The 12,750-nt window shown below is 66.6% G+C and carries 16 protein-coding genes and 1 tRNA gene; 8 read left to right on the top strand and 9 right to left on the bottom strand.

The genetic code is table 11. The features are described 5' to 3' along the window. Positions 1-27 precede the first annotated feature (27 nt). From AC2VOG_RS07580 to nth, 3 genes are read right to left on the bottom strand one after another with little or no spacing between them, the layout of a single operon-like run. Positions 28-864 (bottom strand): NUDIX hydrolase, encoded by an 837-nt coding sequence (locus AC2VOG_RS07580; protein ID WP_486939300.1) that lies wholly within the window; start codon positions 862-864, stop codon positions 28-30. After that, positions 861-1,475 (bottom strand): TlpA family protein disulfide reductase, encoded by a 615-nt coding sequence (locus AC2VOG_RS07585; RefSeq protein ID WP_486939316.1) that lies wholly within the window; start codon positions 1,473-1,475, stop codon positions 861-863. The genes AC2VOG_RS07580 and AC2VOG_RS07585 overlap by 4 nt, the downstream gene beginning before the upstream one ends. Positions 1,476-1,513: 38 nt before the next feature. Further along, positions 1,514-2,209: an endonuclease III gene (nth, locus tag AC2VOG_RS07590; RefSeq protein ID WP_486939301.1), complete on the bottom strand. Its 696-nt coding sequence runs from the start codon at positions 2,207-2,209 to the stop codon at positions 1,514-1,516. Between the two features lie 217 nt (positions 2,210-2,426). Between nth and AC2VOG_RS07595 the strand changes: the two genes are divergently transcribed. Together AC2VOG_RS07595 and crp are read left to right on the top strand one after the other, a co-directional pair. Then, positions 2,427-2,768, top strand: a complete 342-nt coding sequence (locus AC2VOG_RS07595; protein ID WP_486939317.1) for a hypothetical protein — start codon at positions 2,427-2,429, stop codon at positions 2,766-2,768. An 89-nt stretch (positions 2,769-2,857) separates the two neighbouring features. Further along, the gene (gene crp, locus AC2VOG_RS07600; protein WP_486939302.1) at positions 2,858-3,532 is read left to right on the top strand and encodes a cAMP-activated global transcriptional regulator CRP; all 675 of its coding nucleotides are present in this window, start codon (positions 2,858-2,860) and stop codon (positions 3,530-3,532) included. A gap of 80 nt (positions 3,533-3,612) precedes the next feature. Here the strand turns inward: crp and AC2VOG_RS07605 are convergent, their stop codons facing one another. From AC2VOG_RS07605 to sp36, 3 genes are read right to left on the bottom strand one after another with little or no spacing between them, the layout of a single operon-like run. Continuing rightward, entirely contained in the window at positions 3,613-4,395 is a 783-nt protein-coding gene (locus AC2VOG_RS07605; RefSeq protein WP_486939303.1) for an MBL fold metallo-hydrolase, read from the bottom strand. A 6-nt stretch (positions 4,396-4,401) separates the two neighbouring features. Then, complete coding sequence (locus AC2VOG_RS07610; protein WP_486939304.1) at positions 4,402-4,857, bottom strand: RidA family protein; 456 nt, start codon at positions 4,855-4,857, stop codon at positions 4,402-4,404. Then, positions 4,854-5,015 carry a Sp36 family protein gene (gene sp36, locus AC2VOG_RS07615; RefSeq protein ID WP_486939305.1) on the bottom strand — a complete coding sequence of 54 codons (162 nt, stop codon included), beginning with the start codon at positions 5,013-5,015 and terminating at the stop codon, positions 4,854-4,856. Before sp36 ends, AC2VOG_RS07610 begins: the two co-directional genes overlap by 4 nt. A 104-nt stretch (positions 5,016-5,119) precedes the next feature. On the opposite strand from sp36, the gene bagA reads away from it, so the two are divergent. Both bagA and bagB read left to right on the top strand, forming a co-directional pair. Continuing rightward, positions 5,120-6,142, top strand: coding sequence for an ATPase BagA (bagA, locus tag AC2VOG_RS07620; protein WP_486939306.1), 1,023 nt, complete (start codon positions 5,120-5,122; stop codon positions 6,140-6,142). Beyond that, the gene (bagB, locus tag AC2VOG_RS07625; protein WP_486939307.1) at positions 6,139-7,260 is read left to right on the top strand and encodes an ATPase BagB; all 1,122 of its coding nucleotides are present in this window, start codon (positions 6,139-6,141) and stop codon (positions 7,258-7,260) included. Before bagA ends, bagB begins: the two co-directional genes overlap by 4 nt. Before the next feature lie 14 nt (positions 7,261-7,274). On the opposite strand, the gene AC2VOG_RS07630 is transcribed toward bagB, so the two are convergent. Next, a complete protein-coding gene (locus tag AC2VOG_RS07630) occupies positions 7,275-7,628 on the bottom strand; it encodes a WhiB family transcriptional regulator (RefSeq protein ID WP_486939308.1) in 354 nt (117 codons plus the stop codon). 312 nt (positions 7,629-7,940) lie between these two features. On the opposite strand from AC2VOG_RS07630, the gene ponA2 reads away from it, so the two are divergent. Next, entirely contained in the window at positions 7,941-10,358 is a 2,418-nt protein-coding gene (gene ponA2, locus AC2VOG_RS07635; RefSeq protein ID WP_486939309.1) for a transglycosylase/D,D-transpeptidase PonA2, read from the top strand. A 57-nt stretch (positions 10,359-10,415) separates the two neighbouring features. Continuing rightward, the gene (locus tag AC2VOG_RS07640; protein ID WP_486939310.1) at positions 10,416-11,372 is read left to right on the top strand and encodes a metallophosphoesterase; all 957 of its coding nucleotides are present in this window, start codon (positions 10,416-10,418) and stop codon (positions 11,370-11,372) included. Between the two features lies 1 nt (position 11,373). Here the strand turns inward: AC2VOG_RS07640 and AC2VOG_RS07645 are convergent, their stop codons facing one another. Next, a complete protein-coding gene (locus tag AC2VOG_RS07645; RefSeq protein ID WP_486939311.1) occupies positions 11,374-11,538 on the bottom strand; it encodes a hypothetical protein in 165 nt (54 codons plus the stop codon). A 167-nt stretch (positions 11,539-11,705) separates the two neighbouring features. Between AC2VOG_RS07645 and AC2VOG_RS07650 the strand changes: the two genes are divergently transcribed. Then, a tRNA-Pro gene (locus tag AC2VOG_RS07650) sits at positions 11,706-11,779 on the top strand. A gap of 100 nt (positions 11,780-11,879) precedes the next feature. Here the strand turns inward: AC2VOG_RS07650 and AC2VOG_RS07655 are convergent. Next, on the bottom strand, positions 11,880-12,140 hold the full coding sequence (locus AC2VOG_RS07655) for a hypothetical protein (RefSeq protein ID WP_486939312.1): 261 nt from the start codon (positions 12,138-12,140) through the stop codon (positions 11,880-11,882). A 301-nt stretch (positions 12,141-12,441) separates the two neighbouring features. On the opposite strand from AC2VOG_RS07655, the gene AC2VOG_RS07660 reads away from it, so the two are divergent. Beyond that, positions 12,442-12,594, top strand: coding sequence for a hypothetical protein (locus tag AC2VOG_RS07660; protein WP_486939313.1), 153 nt, complete (start codon positions 12,442-12,444; stop codon positions 12,592-12,594). Positions 12,595-12,750: the final 156 nt, after the last annotated feature.

A 12,750-nucleotide genomic window follows, 5' to 3' on the forward strand; every position in this document is an offset into this window, starting at 1 on the left:
GCCCATCTTCCTCGTCGCCGACCAGGGTCATGAGCGCCGCTCCTCCTCATAGGCACCGCTCATGCGGCGCACGGGCGGGTCGGCGACGCAGGCCATCGCTTCATCCAGTTCGCGAACGTCGCTGGCATCCCAGGGTTTTGCCCAACCAGCGACATCCAACATCGCAGAGATCACCTGACCGGTGAAACCCCAGACCAGCATCTCGTTCAACAGAAATGCCGGACCGGCGAAGCGGCGGCTGAAGGTGCGGCGGTACACCATCAGCCGATTGGCCGGATTGATTAAGGCCCGGACCGGAACCCGCGCCACGATTGCGGTTTCCGCTCGATCCACGACGGCCACCGGCCCCGGATCCGGCGAGTACGCCAGTACGGGGACCACATGGAAACCCGACGGCGCAATGAACGTTCGCTCCATCGTGACCAGTGGATGCAGTCGGCTGGTGTCCAGACCGGTCTCCTCGCGGGCCTCGCGCAGCGCGGTGGCCACCGGCCCGTTGTCACCGGGATCGGACGCCCCACCGGGAAAGGCGGGCTGACCGCCGTGGTGGCGCAACGACGCCGCCCGAACAGTCAGCAGCAGATCGACATCGCCGGGCAGAGAATCCGGTGCGGCGCCGGGCTCAGCTGCCGACGGACCGGAGAACAGCACCAGCACCGCCGCCTCGCGTCCTTTGTTGCCCGCCCGGGTTTTGGACGCGGACACCATCGCGAGAACATCGGCGGGCAGCCGCCGGCGGTAGGCGTCGGGTATCGCAGCGACGTTGTCGACCAGCGGCCGCAACCAGGGTGGGCCGAGTTCGGGCGTCAGCAGATCTGCCCCAGCTGCGTGATCAAGGCGTTGGGATGTGCCGCCTCCGGTCACCGGCGCCCCCTTCGCGCATCCAGCCGCCCGACTGCATCCATTATCTCGTCCGCAGTCGCGAAAGCTCGGGGCAGCGTTTTTACAACGCTACCGTCTGAGTCCAACACGACGGTCGCGGGCATCACGTTCGGAACCCGCAAGGCCGCCGCCACCCGACGGTCACCGTCTTGCAGCGTCGGCAGCCGGACGCCGAGTTCGGCCAGCCGCAGCAGGGCCGCGAGCTCGTTCTCGTCCTGGTGGACGGTCACCACCGTCACATCGGGGCCGACCCGTCGTTGATACTCCGCCATCGCCGGGAGTTCGGCCGTGCACGAGGCGCACCAGTACGCCCAGAAGTTCAGCACGACACGGTGCCCGGCCAGCGCGGGGCCGACGTCGACGATCGAGCCGTCGCCGGCGCATTCGACCGTCACGTCACGCAGCGTCGCCGAGCCGGGCTGCCCGTCCGGGCGCGGACACGGCGCGAGGTCGGCGCGCCGGCGCGGCCCGGCCAGGGCGGCGGGGGTGTCGGCGTCGCGGTGGTCGCGAGCCGACCCGGCAGCCGGGCTGGTCGAGGGCTGCGACCCATCACGCAGAGCGATCCCGAAAGCGGCGAGCAACGCCGCGACCATCAGCAGGATCGCGAGGGTCCAGCGGGCGTTGCGGCTGGTCAACACCGGAGATCTGACAGCCCGGCCATCGCCAGTAGGTGTTCGGCCTCCGGACCGGTCACCAGCGCGGCGGCGATCTCCGGCTCGGTGGGCCCCGTTCCGTAGGACGGGCAGTCCTTGGCCAGCACACAGACGCCGCAGGCCGGTTTGCGGGCATGGCACACCCGGCGACCGTGAAAGATCACCCGGTGGCTGAGCAGCGTCCAGTCCCTACGCTCGATCAGCTCGCCGATCGCGTGCTCGACCTTCACCGGGTCCTCCGCGGTGGTCCAGCCCCACCGCCGGACCAGCCGGCCGAAATGGGTGTCGACGGTAATTCCGGGCAGGTCGAACGCATTGCCGAGAATCACGTTGGCCGTTTTACGACCCACACCGGGCAGCGTCACCAGCTCATCCATGGTGTTGGGGAGTTCGCCGTCGAAGCGCTCCACCAATGCTTGACCGAGGCCAATCAACGACGTCGCTTTGTTGCGGTAAAAGCCGGTCGGTCGAATGAGCGTTTCGAGCTCCCCGCGGTCCGCCTGCGCATAGTCCACCGCGGTGCGGTAACGCTGGAACAACGCCGGGGTGGTCAGATTTACCCGCTTGTCCGTGCTCTGCGCCGACAGGATCGTCGCCACCGCCAGCTCGAGCGGCGTGGTGAAATCCAGCTCGCAGTGCGCGTCCGGAAATGCTTCTGCCAGTCTGCGATTCATTCGCCGAGCGCGGCGCACCAGGCCGGTCCGGGTCTCCGATGCAAAGCGACGGGCAGCGGCGGCTGAAGGGCCGGCCGATACTTTGGCGGCGGCCCGAGAAGGCTTGCCCATTGTCACCTCGACGACAGTAGGAGATTCGTGATCCCGCTGAGACCTTAGCCGTGTTTACTGACTGCTTGTGTCCTGGTTGCTGGTTGCATTCACCCCGGGGTTGCTGATGCTGGCGACTTTCGGGCTTGAACGGCTTGAAGCGGGCTTGGAGAAAGAGACGGTCAGCGCGACTGACGTCGTCGAATTTCTCGAGCAAGCCGAGCCGATAGATGTGCGCACATTGGCCCGGGACGGAATGCCCGAGGCGCTAGACCGTTTGCACCGCCGGATGGCCCGCTACCCCGGCGAGGCGTCCTACCTGCCCAGCCACGACGAGTCGCCGACCGATCAGATACTGCTGGCCGCCGTGGTGCCAGCCGCCAATCCGGCCGGCTCCGCGGGACGCCGGCGTCAGCATTCAGGATCGAATCGGCAATTTGCGCCGCGTCACCATGCCAATCGTGTGTAGCGTTGGCACGTCGAGTCAGGGCTCGCCTTTTAGACTCAGCATGCACAGCAGTGCCTACCGGAGTTCTTCTGAATAGCTAAAGGGGCAACGTGGACGAGATCCTGGCGAGGGCCGGAATCTTCCAGGGGGTCGAACCGAGCGCCGTCGCCGCGCTGACCAAACAGCTGCAACCCGTCGACTTCCCGCGGGGACACACAGTCTTCGCGGAGGGCGAGCCGGGTGATCGGCTCTACATCATCCTTGCCGGCAAGGTGAAGATCGGCCGCCGTTCGCCGGACGGCCGGGAGAACCTGTTGACCATCATGGGTCCGTCCGACATGTTCGGTGAGTTGTCGATCTTCGACCCGGGGCCACGGACCTCGAGTGCCACCACCATCACCGAGGTGCGCGCGGTGTCGATGGACCGCGACGCGTTGCGGGCCTGGATCGCCGATCGGCCCGAGATCGCCGAGCAGCTGCTGCGGGTACTGGCCCGTCGACTGCGCCGCACCAACAACAACCTCGCCGACCTCATCTTCACCGACGTTCCCGGCCGGGTCGCCAAGCAGCTGCTGCAGCTCGCTCAGCGATTCGGCACCCAAGAGGGCGGCGCGATGCGGGTCACCCATGACCTGACCCAGGAAGAGATCGCTCAGCTGGTCGGCGCGTCGCGGGAGACCGTGAACAAGGCGCTGGCCGACTTTGCCCACCGCGGCTGGATTCGCTTGGAGGGCAAAAGCGTGCTGATCTCGGACTCCGAACGGCTGGCCCGCCGAGCGAGGTAAGCGCGCGGTTCGCGTCGAGATCGACGTTAGCGACATATTCTGTCGCTCTTTCGCGCGCTGGCGTCGATCTCGACGCCGGCTCAGCCCTTCAGATAGTTCAGCTGGGCCTGCACCGACCACTCGGCGACGTCCCACAGCTCTTCATCGACGTCGACATAAACGTGCTCGACGACCTGACGCGTGGTGGCGTCGTCGCCGAGTGTGCGCAACGCCGAACGGATCTGATCGAGGCGCTGGTCGCGGTGCGCCAGATACTCCTCCGCTACTACCTCGATGTTGGCCAGTTCCGGGCCGTGGCCGGGTAGCACTGTCCGCCCACCGAGGCCACGCAGTCGTCGCAGCGAATCCAGATAGTCGGCGAGACTGCCGTCTTCGTTGTCGATGACCGTCGTTCCACGCCCCAGCACGGTATCGGCGGTCAGCACGGCGTCGTCGAGTACGAAGCACAGCGAATCGGCGGTGTGGCCCGGTGTCGCCCACACCGTGATCCGAAGTCCCGCGGCGTCGATCACCTCACCATCGGTGAGCTCGCCGGACATCCCGCGCAGAAATCCGCTGCCGGCCGAGCGGACCGGCGCACCGGTCAGATCGACCAGCTTGTCGATCGCGTCGGTGTGATCGCCGTGCCGGTGGCTGATCAACACGACAGCGATGCGGCCGACACCGGCGACCGCGGCCACGTGCGCGTCGTCATCGGGTCCGGGATCGACGACGACGACCTCGTCGCTGCCGGGGGCCCGCAGCACCCAGGTGTTGGTGCCCTCCAGCGTCATCTTGCCGGGGTTGTCGGCCAGCAACACCGAGGCCGTGCCGGTCACCGGACGCAGTCGTCCGTAGGCGGGATGCTCGAGGGCGCCGGTCACCTGCAGTTACCCGACCTCGACCACCAGCTCGACCTCGACCGGCGCGTCCAGCGGCAGTTCCGCTACGCCGACCGCCGAGCGGGCGTGCACCCCGGCGTCGCCGAAGATGCCGGCCAGTAGATCCGACGCGCCGTTGACCACGCCGGGCTGGGCGTTGAATCCGGCCGCGGAAGCGACGAATCCGACCACCTTCAGCACCCTGGTCACCGAGTCGACGCCGACCAGCGCGTCGATGGCCGCCACGGCGTTCAGCGCACAAATCCGGGCGAGTTCATTGGCCTGCTCGGGCGTGACGTCGGCACCGACCTTGCCCGACCGGACAAGCTTGCCGTCCTGCATCGGTAGCTGGCCCGAGGTGTAGACCAGATTGCCGGTGCGCACGGCGGGGACATAAGAGCCGAGGGGCGCCACGACGACCGGCAACTGCAGGCCGAGCTCTGCGAGCCGGGCCGTGGCGGTCACTTCGGACGTTTCAGATACGCGACGTGCTGCTCGCCGGTCGGGCCCTGGAGCACGGAGACCAGCTCCCAGCCGTCGGCGCCCCACTGGTCGAGGATCTGCTTGGTGGCGTGGGTCAGCAGCGGGACCGTTGCGTACTCCCAGGTTACGAGTTGGCTCATGTCCCGAGCTTATCGGCAGGCTCGCCGGCCGATCTGGCGCCCGGCGACGATACGCGCTGCCAACAGTGCGAGGAAGAGACGGGCTGAATGGTTAGCATGCTGGGGTGGCGACCACATCGAGCGAGGGCAGCACCGTCGGCTGGCCTTCGCGATTGTCGAAGGCCCGTCTGCACTTCGTGACAGGCAAAGGCGGCACCGGCAAATCGACGGTTGCCGCAGCGCTGGCGCTGACGCTGGCTTCCGGTGGACGCAAGGTGTTGCTCGTCGAAGTCGAAGGGCGCCAAGGCATTGCGCAACTCTTCGATGTTCCGCCGCTGCCGTACAAGGAGCTCAAGATCGCCAGCGCCGAGCGCGGCGGTCAGGTGAACGCGCTGGCGATCGACATCGAGGCCGCGTTTCTGGAATACCTCGACATGTTCTACAACCTGGGCCTCGCCGGCAAGGCGATGCGACGGATCGGCGCGATCGAGTTCGCCACGACGATCGCACCGGGGCTGCGTGACGTGCTGCTCACCGGCAAGATCAAGGAAGCGGTGATCCGCGTGGACAAAGGGGCCAAGAGCCCGGTCTACGACGCGATCGTCGTCGACGCTCCCCCGACCGGGCGCATCGCCCGCTTCCTGGACGTCACCCGGGCGGTCTCCGACCTGGCCAAAGGCGGGCCGGTCTACTCCCAGGCCGAGGGCGTGGTGAGGATCCTGCACTCCGACCAGACGGCGATACACCTGGTCACCCTGCTCGAGGCGCTGCCGATGCAGGAGACCAAGGAAGCGATCGACGAGCTACAGGAGCTGGGCCTGCCGATCGGGTCGGTGATCGTCAACCGCAACATCCCGACCTACCTGCAGCCCGAAGATCTGGCCAGGGCCGCCAACGGCGACGTCGACGCCGAAGTGGTACGCACCGGATTGACCGCGGCTGGGATCAAGCTCGGCGACGAAGATTTCGCCGGCCTTTTGACCGAGACCATCCAGCACGCCACCCGGATCACCGCGCGGGCCGCCACCGCGGAGCTCCTCGACGAGCTGAGGGTGCCGCGACTGGAATTGCCCACCATCGCCGACGGCGTCGACCTCGGCAGCCTGTATGAGCTGTCGGAATCGCTCGCTCAGCAGGGAGTTCGATGAGCACTACACCTCCGGCGCTCGACATTGCCGGCATTCTCTCCGACACCGCCAATCGCGTGGTGGTGTGCTGCGGGGCGGGTGGAGTCGGAAAAACCACGACCGCCGCCGCCATGGCGCTGCGCGCCGCAGAGTACGGCCGCACCGTGGTGGTTTTGACGATCGACCCGGCCAAGCGCTTGGCGCAGGCGTTGGGTATCAGCGATCTCGGCAACACACCGCAGCGCGTACCGCTCGCCCCTGAGGTATCCGGGGAGCTCTACGCGATGATGCTGGACATGCGCCGCACCTTCGACGAGATGGTGGTGCAGTACTCCGGACCCGATCGTGCACAGGCGATTTTGGACAACCAGTTCTATCAAACGGTCGCCACCTCACTGGCCGGCACCCAGGAGTACATGGCGATGGAAAAGCTCGGTCAGCTGCTGGCCGAGGACCGCTGGGATCTGGTGGTCGTCGACACCCCGCCGTCACGCAATGCGCTGGACTTCCTGGACGCACCCAAACGGCTTGGCAGCTTCATGGACAGCCGGCTGTGGAAGCTGTTGTTGGGGCCGGGCCGCGGAATCGGCCGACTGGTCACCGGCGCGGTCGGTTTGGCGATGAAGGCGCTGTCAACCGTGTTGGGCTCGCAGATGCTTTCCGACGCCGCGAGCTTCGTGCAGTCGCTGGACGCCACCTTCGGCGGCTTCCGGGAGAAGGCCGATCGCACCTACTCGCTGCTCAAGCGGCGCGGGACCCAGTTCGTCGTGGTGTCGGCTGCGGCGCCGGACGCACTGCGGGAGGCGTCGTTCTTCGTCGACCGGCTCTCGGAGGAGAAAATGCCGCTGGCCGGGCTGATTCTGAACCGGACGCACCCGATGCTGTGTTCGCTGCCGGTCGAGCGTGCCATCGACGGCGCCGAGACCTTCGAGGGCAACGGCGCCAACCCGTTGGCCAAGGCCGTCCTGCAGATTCACGCCGACCGGGCAGCGACGTCCAAGCGCGAGATCAGGCTGCTGTCGCGGTTCACCGGCGCGAACCCGCACGTCGCCATTGTGGGCGTTCCGTCGCTGCCGTTCGACGTCTCAGATCTGGAGGCGTTGCGGGCGATCGCCGATCAGATGACGTTGACCGGTTAGCGAAGTGCAGGCGTTCAGCCGACGCTGCGGTGCTTGCGCTGGGTGCTGAAGAATTCAGCCCAGGACACCACCTCGGGGTGCTGTTTGAGCAGCGCACGCCGCTGGCGCTCGGTCATCCCACCCCAGACACCGAATTCGACCCGGTTGTCCAGTGCGTCCGCACCGCACTCCAACATCACCGGGCAGTGCCGGCAGATGACCGCCGCTTTGCGTTGTGCAGCCCCCCGCACAAACAGCTCGTCGGGGTCGGCGGCCCGGCACAGTGCCTTGGAAACCCAGGTGATTCTGGACTCCGCCTCCGCTCCACACAGAACAGCGGCAATCGGTGCTGCGGCCGTCTTCTGCGGCGCGGTCCGTATAGCTGACACCAGCGATTCCCCTTCGCTCTTGCCACCGGCAATACCGATGCGATCTATGCCACACTGTCGCCTTCGGTGTTACCTGCATCTCATCGTGTGGATAAGCTACGTGGTCAGGTACCAATTACGCAACATTCTGGACACGCTTTTTTGGGACGCCCGTGCAGTCCGATCATGAAGTCGAGCCGGCGACCGACAAATCCGGCTACTGGCAGCCGCCTGAGCTGGGACTGAGGGAAACCTGAGGCGTCGCGGCGGTCGAAGGGAGCCTCGACAACCACTCGAGCAGAGGCCCGCTGCAGCGCCGCTAGTCTAGTGGGCATGTCCGAGCGACCCGCGACAGCGGTCACCATCGCCAAGCTCGCCGGGTGTTGCCTAGCCGCCAGCGTCATCGTTGCCGCCTTACTGTTTCCCGTCGCCGGTGGCATCGGGTTGGCCTCCAACCGCGCCTCCGAGGTTGTCGGCAACGCGTCGGCGCAACTCCTTGAGGGCGACGTTCCCGCGGTGACCACGATGGTCGACACCAAGGGAAACACCATCGCCTGGCTTTACTCGCAGCGCCGGTTCGAGGTGCCCAGCGACAAGATCGCCAACACCATGAAGCTTGCGATTGTCTCGATCGAGGACAAGCGCTTCGCCGAGCACAACGGAGTGGACTGGAAAGGCACGCTGACCGGCCTGGCCGGATACGCTTCCGGCGACGCCGACACCCGCGGTGGTTCGACGCTCGAACAGCAGTACGTGAAGAACTACCAGTTGCTGGTAATCGCCCAGACCGACGCCGAGAAGCGCGCCGCCATCGAGACCACCCCGGCCCGCAAGCTGCGCGAAATCCGGATGGCGCTGACCTTGGACAAGACCTTCACCAAGCCGGAGATACTGACCCGCTACCTGAATCTAGTGTCGTTCGGCAACAACGCCTTCGGTGTGCAGGACGCGGCGCAGACGTACTTCGGCATCAACGCCTCGGAGCTGAATTGGCAACAGGCCGCATTGCTGGCCGGACTCGTCCAGTCAACCAGTGCGCTCAACCCCTACACTAACCCGGACGGGGCGCTGGCGCGGCGAAATCTGGTGCTGGACACCATGATCCAGAATGTTCCCAACGAGGCCGAGGCGATCCGCGCCGCCAAGGCCGAACCACTGGGGATCTTGCCGCAGCCCAAGGAGTTACCGCGCGGCTGCATCGCTGCGGGGGATCGCGCCTTCTACTGCGACTACGTGCAGTCCTACCTGGCGCGGGCCGGCATCAACAAGGAACAACTCGCTCGTGGCGGCTACTTGATCCGCACCAACCTCGACCCCGACGTGCAAGAGCCGGTCAAGCACGCGATCGACCAATTCGCCAGCCCGACGCTCGAAGGCATCGCCAGCGTGATGAGCGTGATCCGGCCCGGCAAAAACTCGCACAAGGTCGTCGCGATGGCTAGTAACCGCACCTACGGGTTGAACACCGAGGCCGGCGAAACCATGCGGGCGCAACCGTTCTCGCTCGTTGGCGACGGCGCCGGGTCGATTTTCAAGATCTTCACCACGGCGGCGGCGATGCAGATGGGTATGGGCATCAACGCCCAACTCGAAGTGCCGGCCAGGTTTCAGACAAAGGGCATGGGTAACGGCGGCGCCAAAGGCTGTCCCAAGGAAACCTGGTGTGTGGTCAACGCCGGCAACTATCGCGGGTCGATGAGTGTCACCGACGCGCTGGCCACCTCGCCCAACACCGCGTTCGCCAGGCTGATCCAACTCGTGGGTGTGCCGCGCACCGTCGACATGGCCGTCAAGCTCGGGCTGCGGTCCTACGCCGAGCCCGGCAGCGCCCGCGACTACGACCCGGAGAGCAACGAGAGCCTGGCCGACTTCATCAAGCGACAGAACATCGGCTCGTTCACGCTGGGCCCGTTCGAACTCAACGCGTTGGAATTGTCCAATGTCGCAGCGACCTTGGCCTCCGGCGGCACCTGGTGTCCGCCGAATCCGATCGACAAGCTGATCGACCGCAACGGCAACCAGGTGTCCGTCACCACCGAGGCCTGCGAGCAGGTGGTGCCCGAAGGGCTGGCCAACACGCTGGCCAACGCGATGAGCAAGGACGCCCTGGCCGGCGGTACCGCAGCCGGGTCTGCCGGGGCGGCTGGCTGGAATCTGCCGGTCTCGGGAAAGACCGGGACCACCGAGGCGCACCGGTCGTCGGGCTTCGTCGGTTTCACCAACCAATACGCGGCGGCCAACTACATCTACGACGACTCCACCGCGCCGTCCGACCTGTGTTCGTCGCCGCTGCGGCGGTGCGGTGACGGCAACCTGTACGGCGGCAACGAGCCGGCCCGCACCTGGTTCACCGCGCTGAAGCCGATCGCCACCCTGTTCGGTGATGTGAAGATGCCGCCGACCGACCGGGAGTACGTCGAGGGAGGGCCTGGATCCCGGGTGCCGAGCGTTGCGGGTCTCGACGTCGAGGCCGCGCGCCAACGCCTGAAAGACGCCGGCTTCCAGGTCGCCGAGCAGCCCGCGTCGGTCAACAGCAGCGCCAAGTACGGAGAGGTGGTCGGGACCACGCCCAACGGGCAGACGATCCCGGGCGCGGTGGTCACCATCCAGACCAGCAACGGCATCCCGCCGCCCCCGCCGCCCCCGCCCGAGGGAGCCCCGGGCGCTCCGGTGCCGGTCGGCTCGCAAGTGATCCAGATTCCGGGCCTTCCGCCGATCACGATCCCGATCCTGGCGCCGCCGCCGCCCTAGCGCTGCTGCCGGTGTGTGACGCTCCGGCATTCACTTACCGGCAGTAGGCTGGCCTGCATGCCTTTGGCCACTACTTTCAAAAGCGCCGGCGCCGTCGCCTTCGGATCGGCCGTCGCCGGGATCGGCTATGCCTCGCTGATCGAGCGCAACGCGTTCGTGCTGCGCGAGCTGACCATCCCGGTGCTCGACCCGGGCTCGTCACCGCTGCGTGTGCTGCACATCAGCGATCTGCACATGCGCCCTGGACAGCGTCGCAAGCAGGCGTGGGTGCGTGAGCTCGCCGGCCTCGAGCCGGATCTGGTCGTCAACACCGGGGACAACCTGGCGCATCCCCGGGCGGTTCCCGCCGTCGTCCAGAGCCTCGGCGATTTACTCTCGGTGCCCGGTGTTTTCGTCTTTGGCAGCAACGACTACTTTGGCCCGCGGCCGAAGAACCCGCTGAACTACCTGACCAACCCGGGCCATCGGGTACACGGTCGGCCGCTGCCCTGGCAGGACCTCCGGGCCGTGTTTACCGAGCGCGGCTGGCTCGATCTGACCCACAACCGCCGCGAATTAGAGGTGGCGGGTTTGCTCGTCGCGGCCGCAGGTGTCGACGACCCACACATTGCGCGGGACCGCTACGACGCCATCGCGGGCCCGGCCAGCCCGGCCGCAGACCTGCGCTTGGGCCTGACCCACTCACCGGAGCCCCGCGTGCTGGACCGCTTCGCCGCCGACGGCTACCAGTTAGTGATGGCCGGCCACACTCACGGTGGCCAACTCTGCCTGCCGTTTTACGGCGCTCTGGTGACCAACTCGGGCCTGGACCGGTCCCGCGCCAAAGGGCCGTCGCGGTGGGGCGCCCAGATGCGACTGCACGTCTCCGCCGGGATTGGTACCTCACCATACGCGCCGGTACGGTTCTGCTGCCGGCCCGAAGCCACCCTGCTGACGTTGATTGCGGCCCCCATCGGAGGGCGCGACCCGCAGCACGCCCTCGGTAGGTCGCAGCCCACCTACTCCGTGCGCTGAGCTATCGGGTGCTGGCCAGGACGCCGCCGGCCGAGGCGGTGCCGGACTCGCTCCGGTAGGCGTCACTCCATGCTTGATCGACCTCGCTGTCTGGAGCGGTAACCAGCAGCCACAGCACCCCGAGAGCCAGGAGCCCGCCGAACACCACGGCACCCAACATCGTCATGATTCACCTGCTTCCCGTTACACGTCGTGCGTAGTCACCCTATTCAGCGGTGCCCACTTCTGAGTTATTCCACTCCGGGGTGTGGCGCAGATCGCTCACCACGGGCGCCGGCGCGGTGCGCTTTAGGGGGCCACCGGGTCGGTGCGATAGGCTGTCGAAGCTTTAATCGGGGTGTGGCGCAGCTTGGTAGCGCGCTTCGTTCGGGACGAAGAGGTCGTGGGTTCGAATCCCGCCACCCCGACGCAGGAAAACCCGCCCTCACCTGGAAAACGGGATGGGGCGGGTTTCGTCGTCTCTTGACTCCGCAAGCCCGGTAGGCAGTGGAGTGGCAGGAGAAAAAGTCAGGCGTCGTTTCCGGTGCCGATGAGCCGCGCAGCCATCGACTCCACCTCACGGTCGAACGCGGCGGCAACCCCGTCCAGGTCGGCGGGGAACAGGTCGGAATAGGTGTCCAGGATCAGGGCGGCGCGCTTGCGACCCAGCATGGTTTGAACCGCCTTCACGTTGGCGTTGGCGGAAATCGCCAAGCTCGCCGCCGTGTGCCGCATGTCGTGAGGTGTCGCTTCGGGGAAGTCAGCGTGCGGTGTCCCCTCGGCGTCCACTTGACCTGCCCGGCCGTGTTCCAGGTTCGCTTCCGCCAGGACTTCAGCCGCAGCGCGCCGCCCTTGGGTGCCGCGAACACCAGGAGTCCCGCGTTTTGTCCATGCACAGAACAGACAGGTCATCGTGTTTGGCGGCGTCGAGGTAGGTCTCGGCGTCCACCTTACGGTCAAAGTATTCACCTGAACGCTATCGCCGAGCGCAACCGCCTGCGTGACCTGGAGGACTGACGCACACCACGAGCGGGGGCGGACACCAATCCGTCCCCCGCTCTCAATCATCAACTAGCACAGGGAGTTTCGCATGACTATAGGACGACCACGCAGAGACGCCCCGGTCACCACCGAGGTACGCGAGCTGGTTCGCGCGGCGCGGCGCGCCACGGTGTCCGTCGAGAAGGCGGACGAGCGGATGCGTAGCGCGGCGCAGCGCCGCCGAGCACCGCAAGCTGCGTGAGCTGTGCTTGGAATCGGACGCGGCTGTAGTGGTCTCAGGCTATCGCTCAGAGCTGTACGACGAGCTGTTGGTCGACTGGTACAGATATGAGATTCCGACCTCAACCCAACAGGGATCGAGGCACGGGCAGCGTGTGGAAGTGGTCTGGAGCAACCG

Source organism: Mycobacterium sp. TH-M11 (assembly GCF_057473725.1).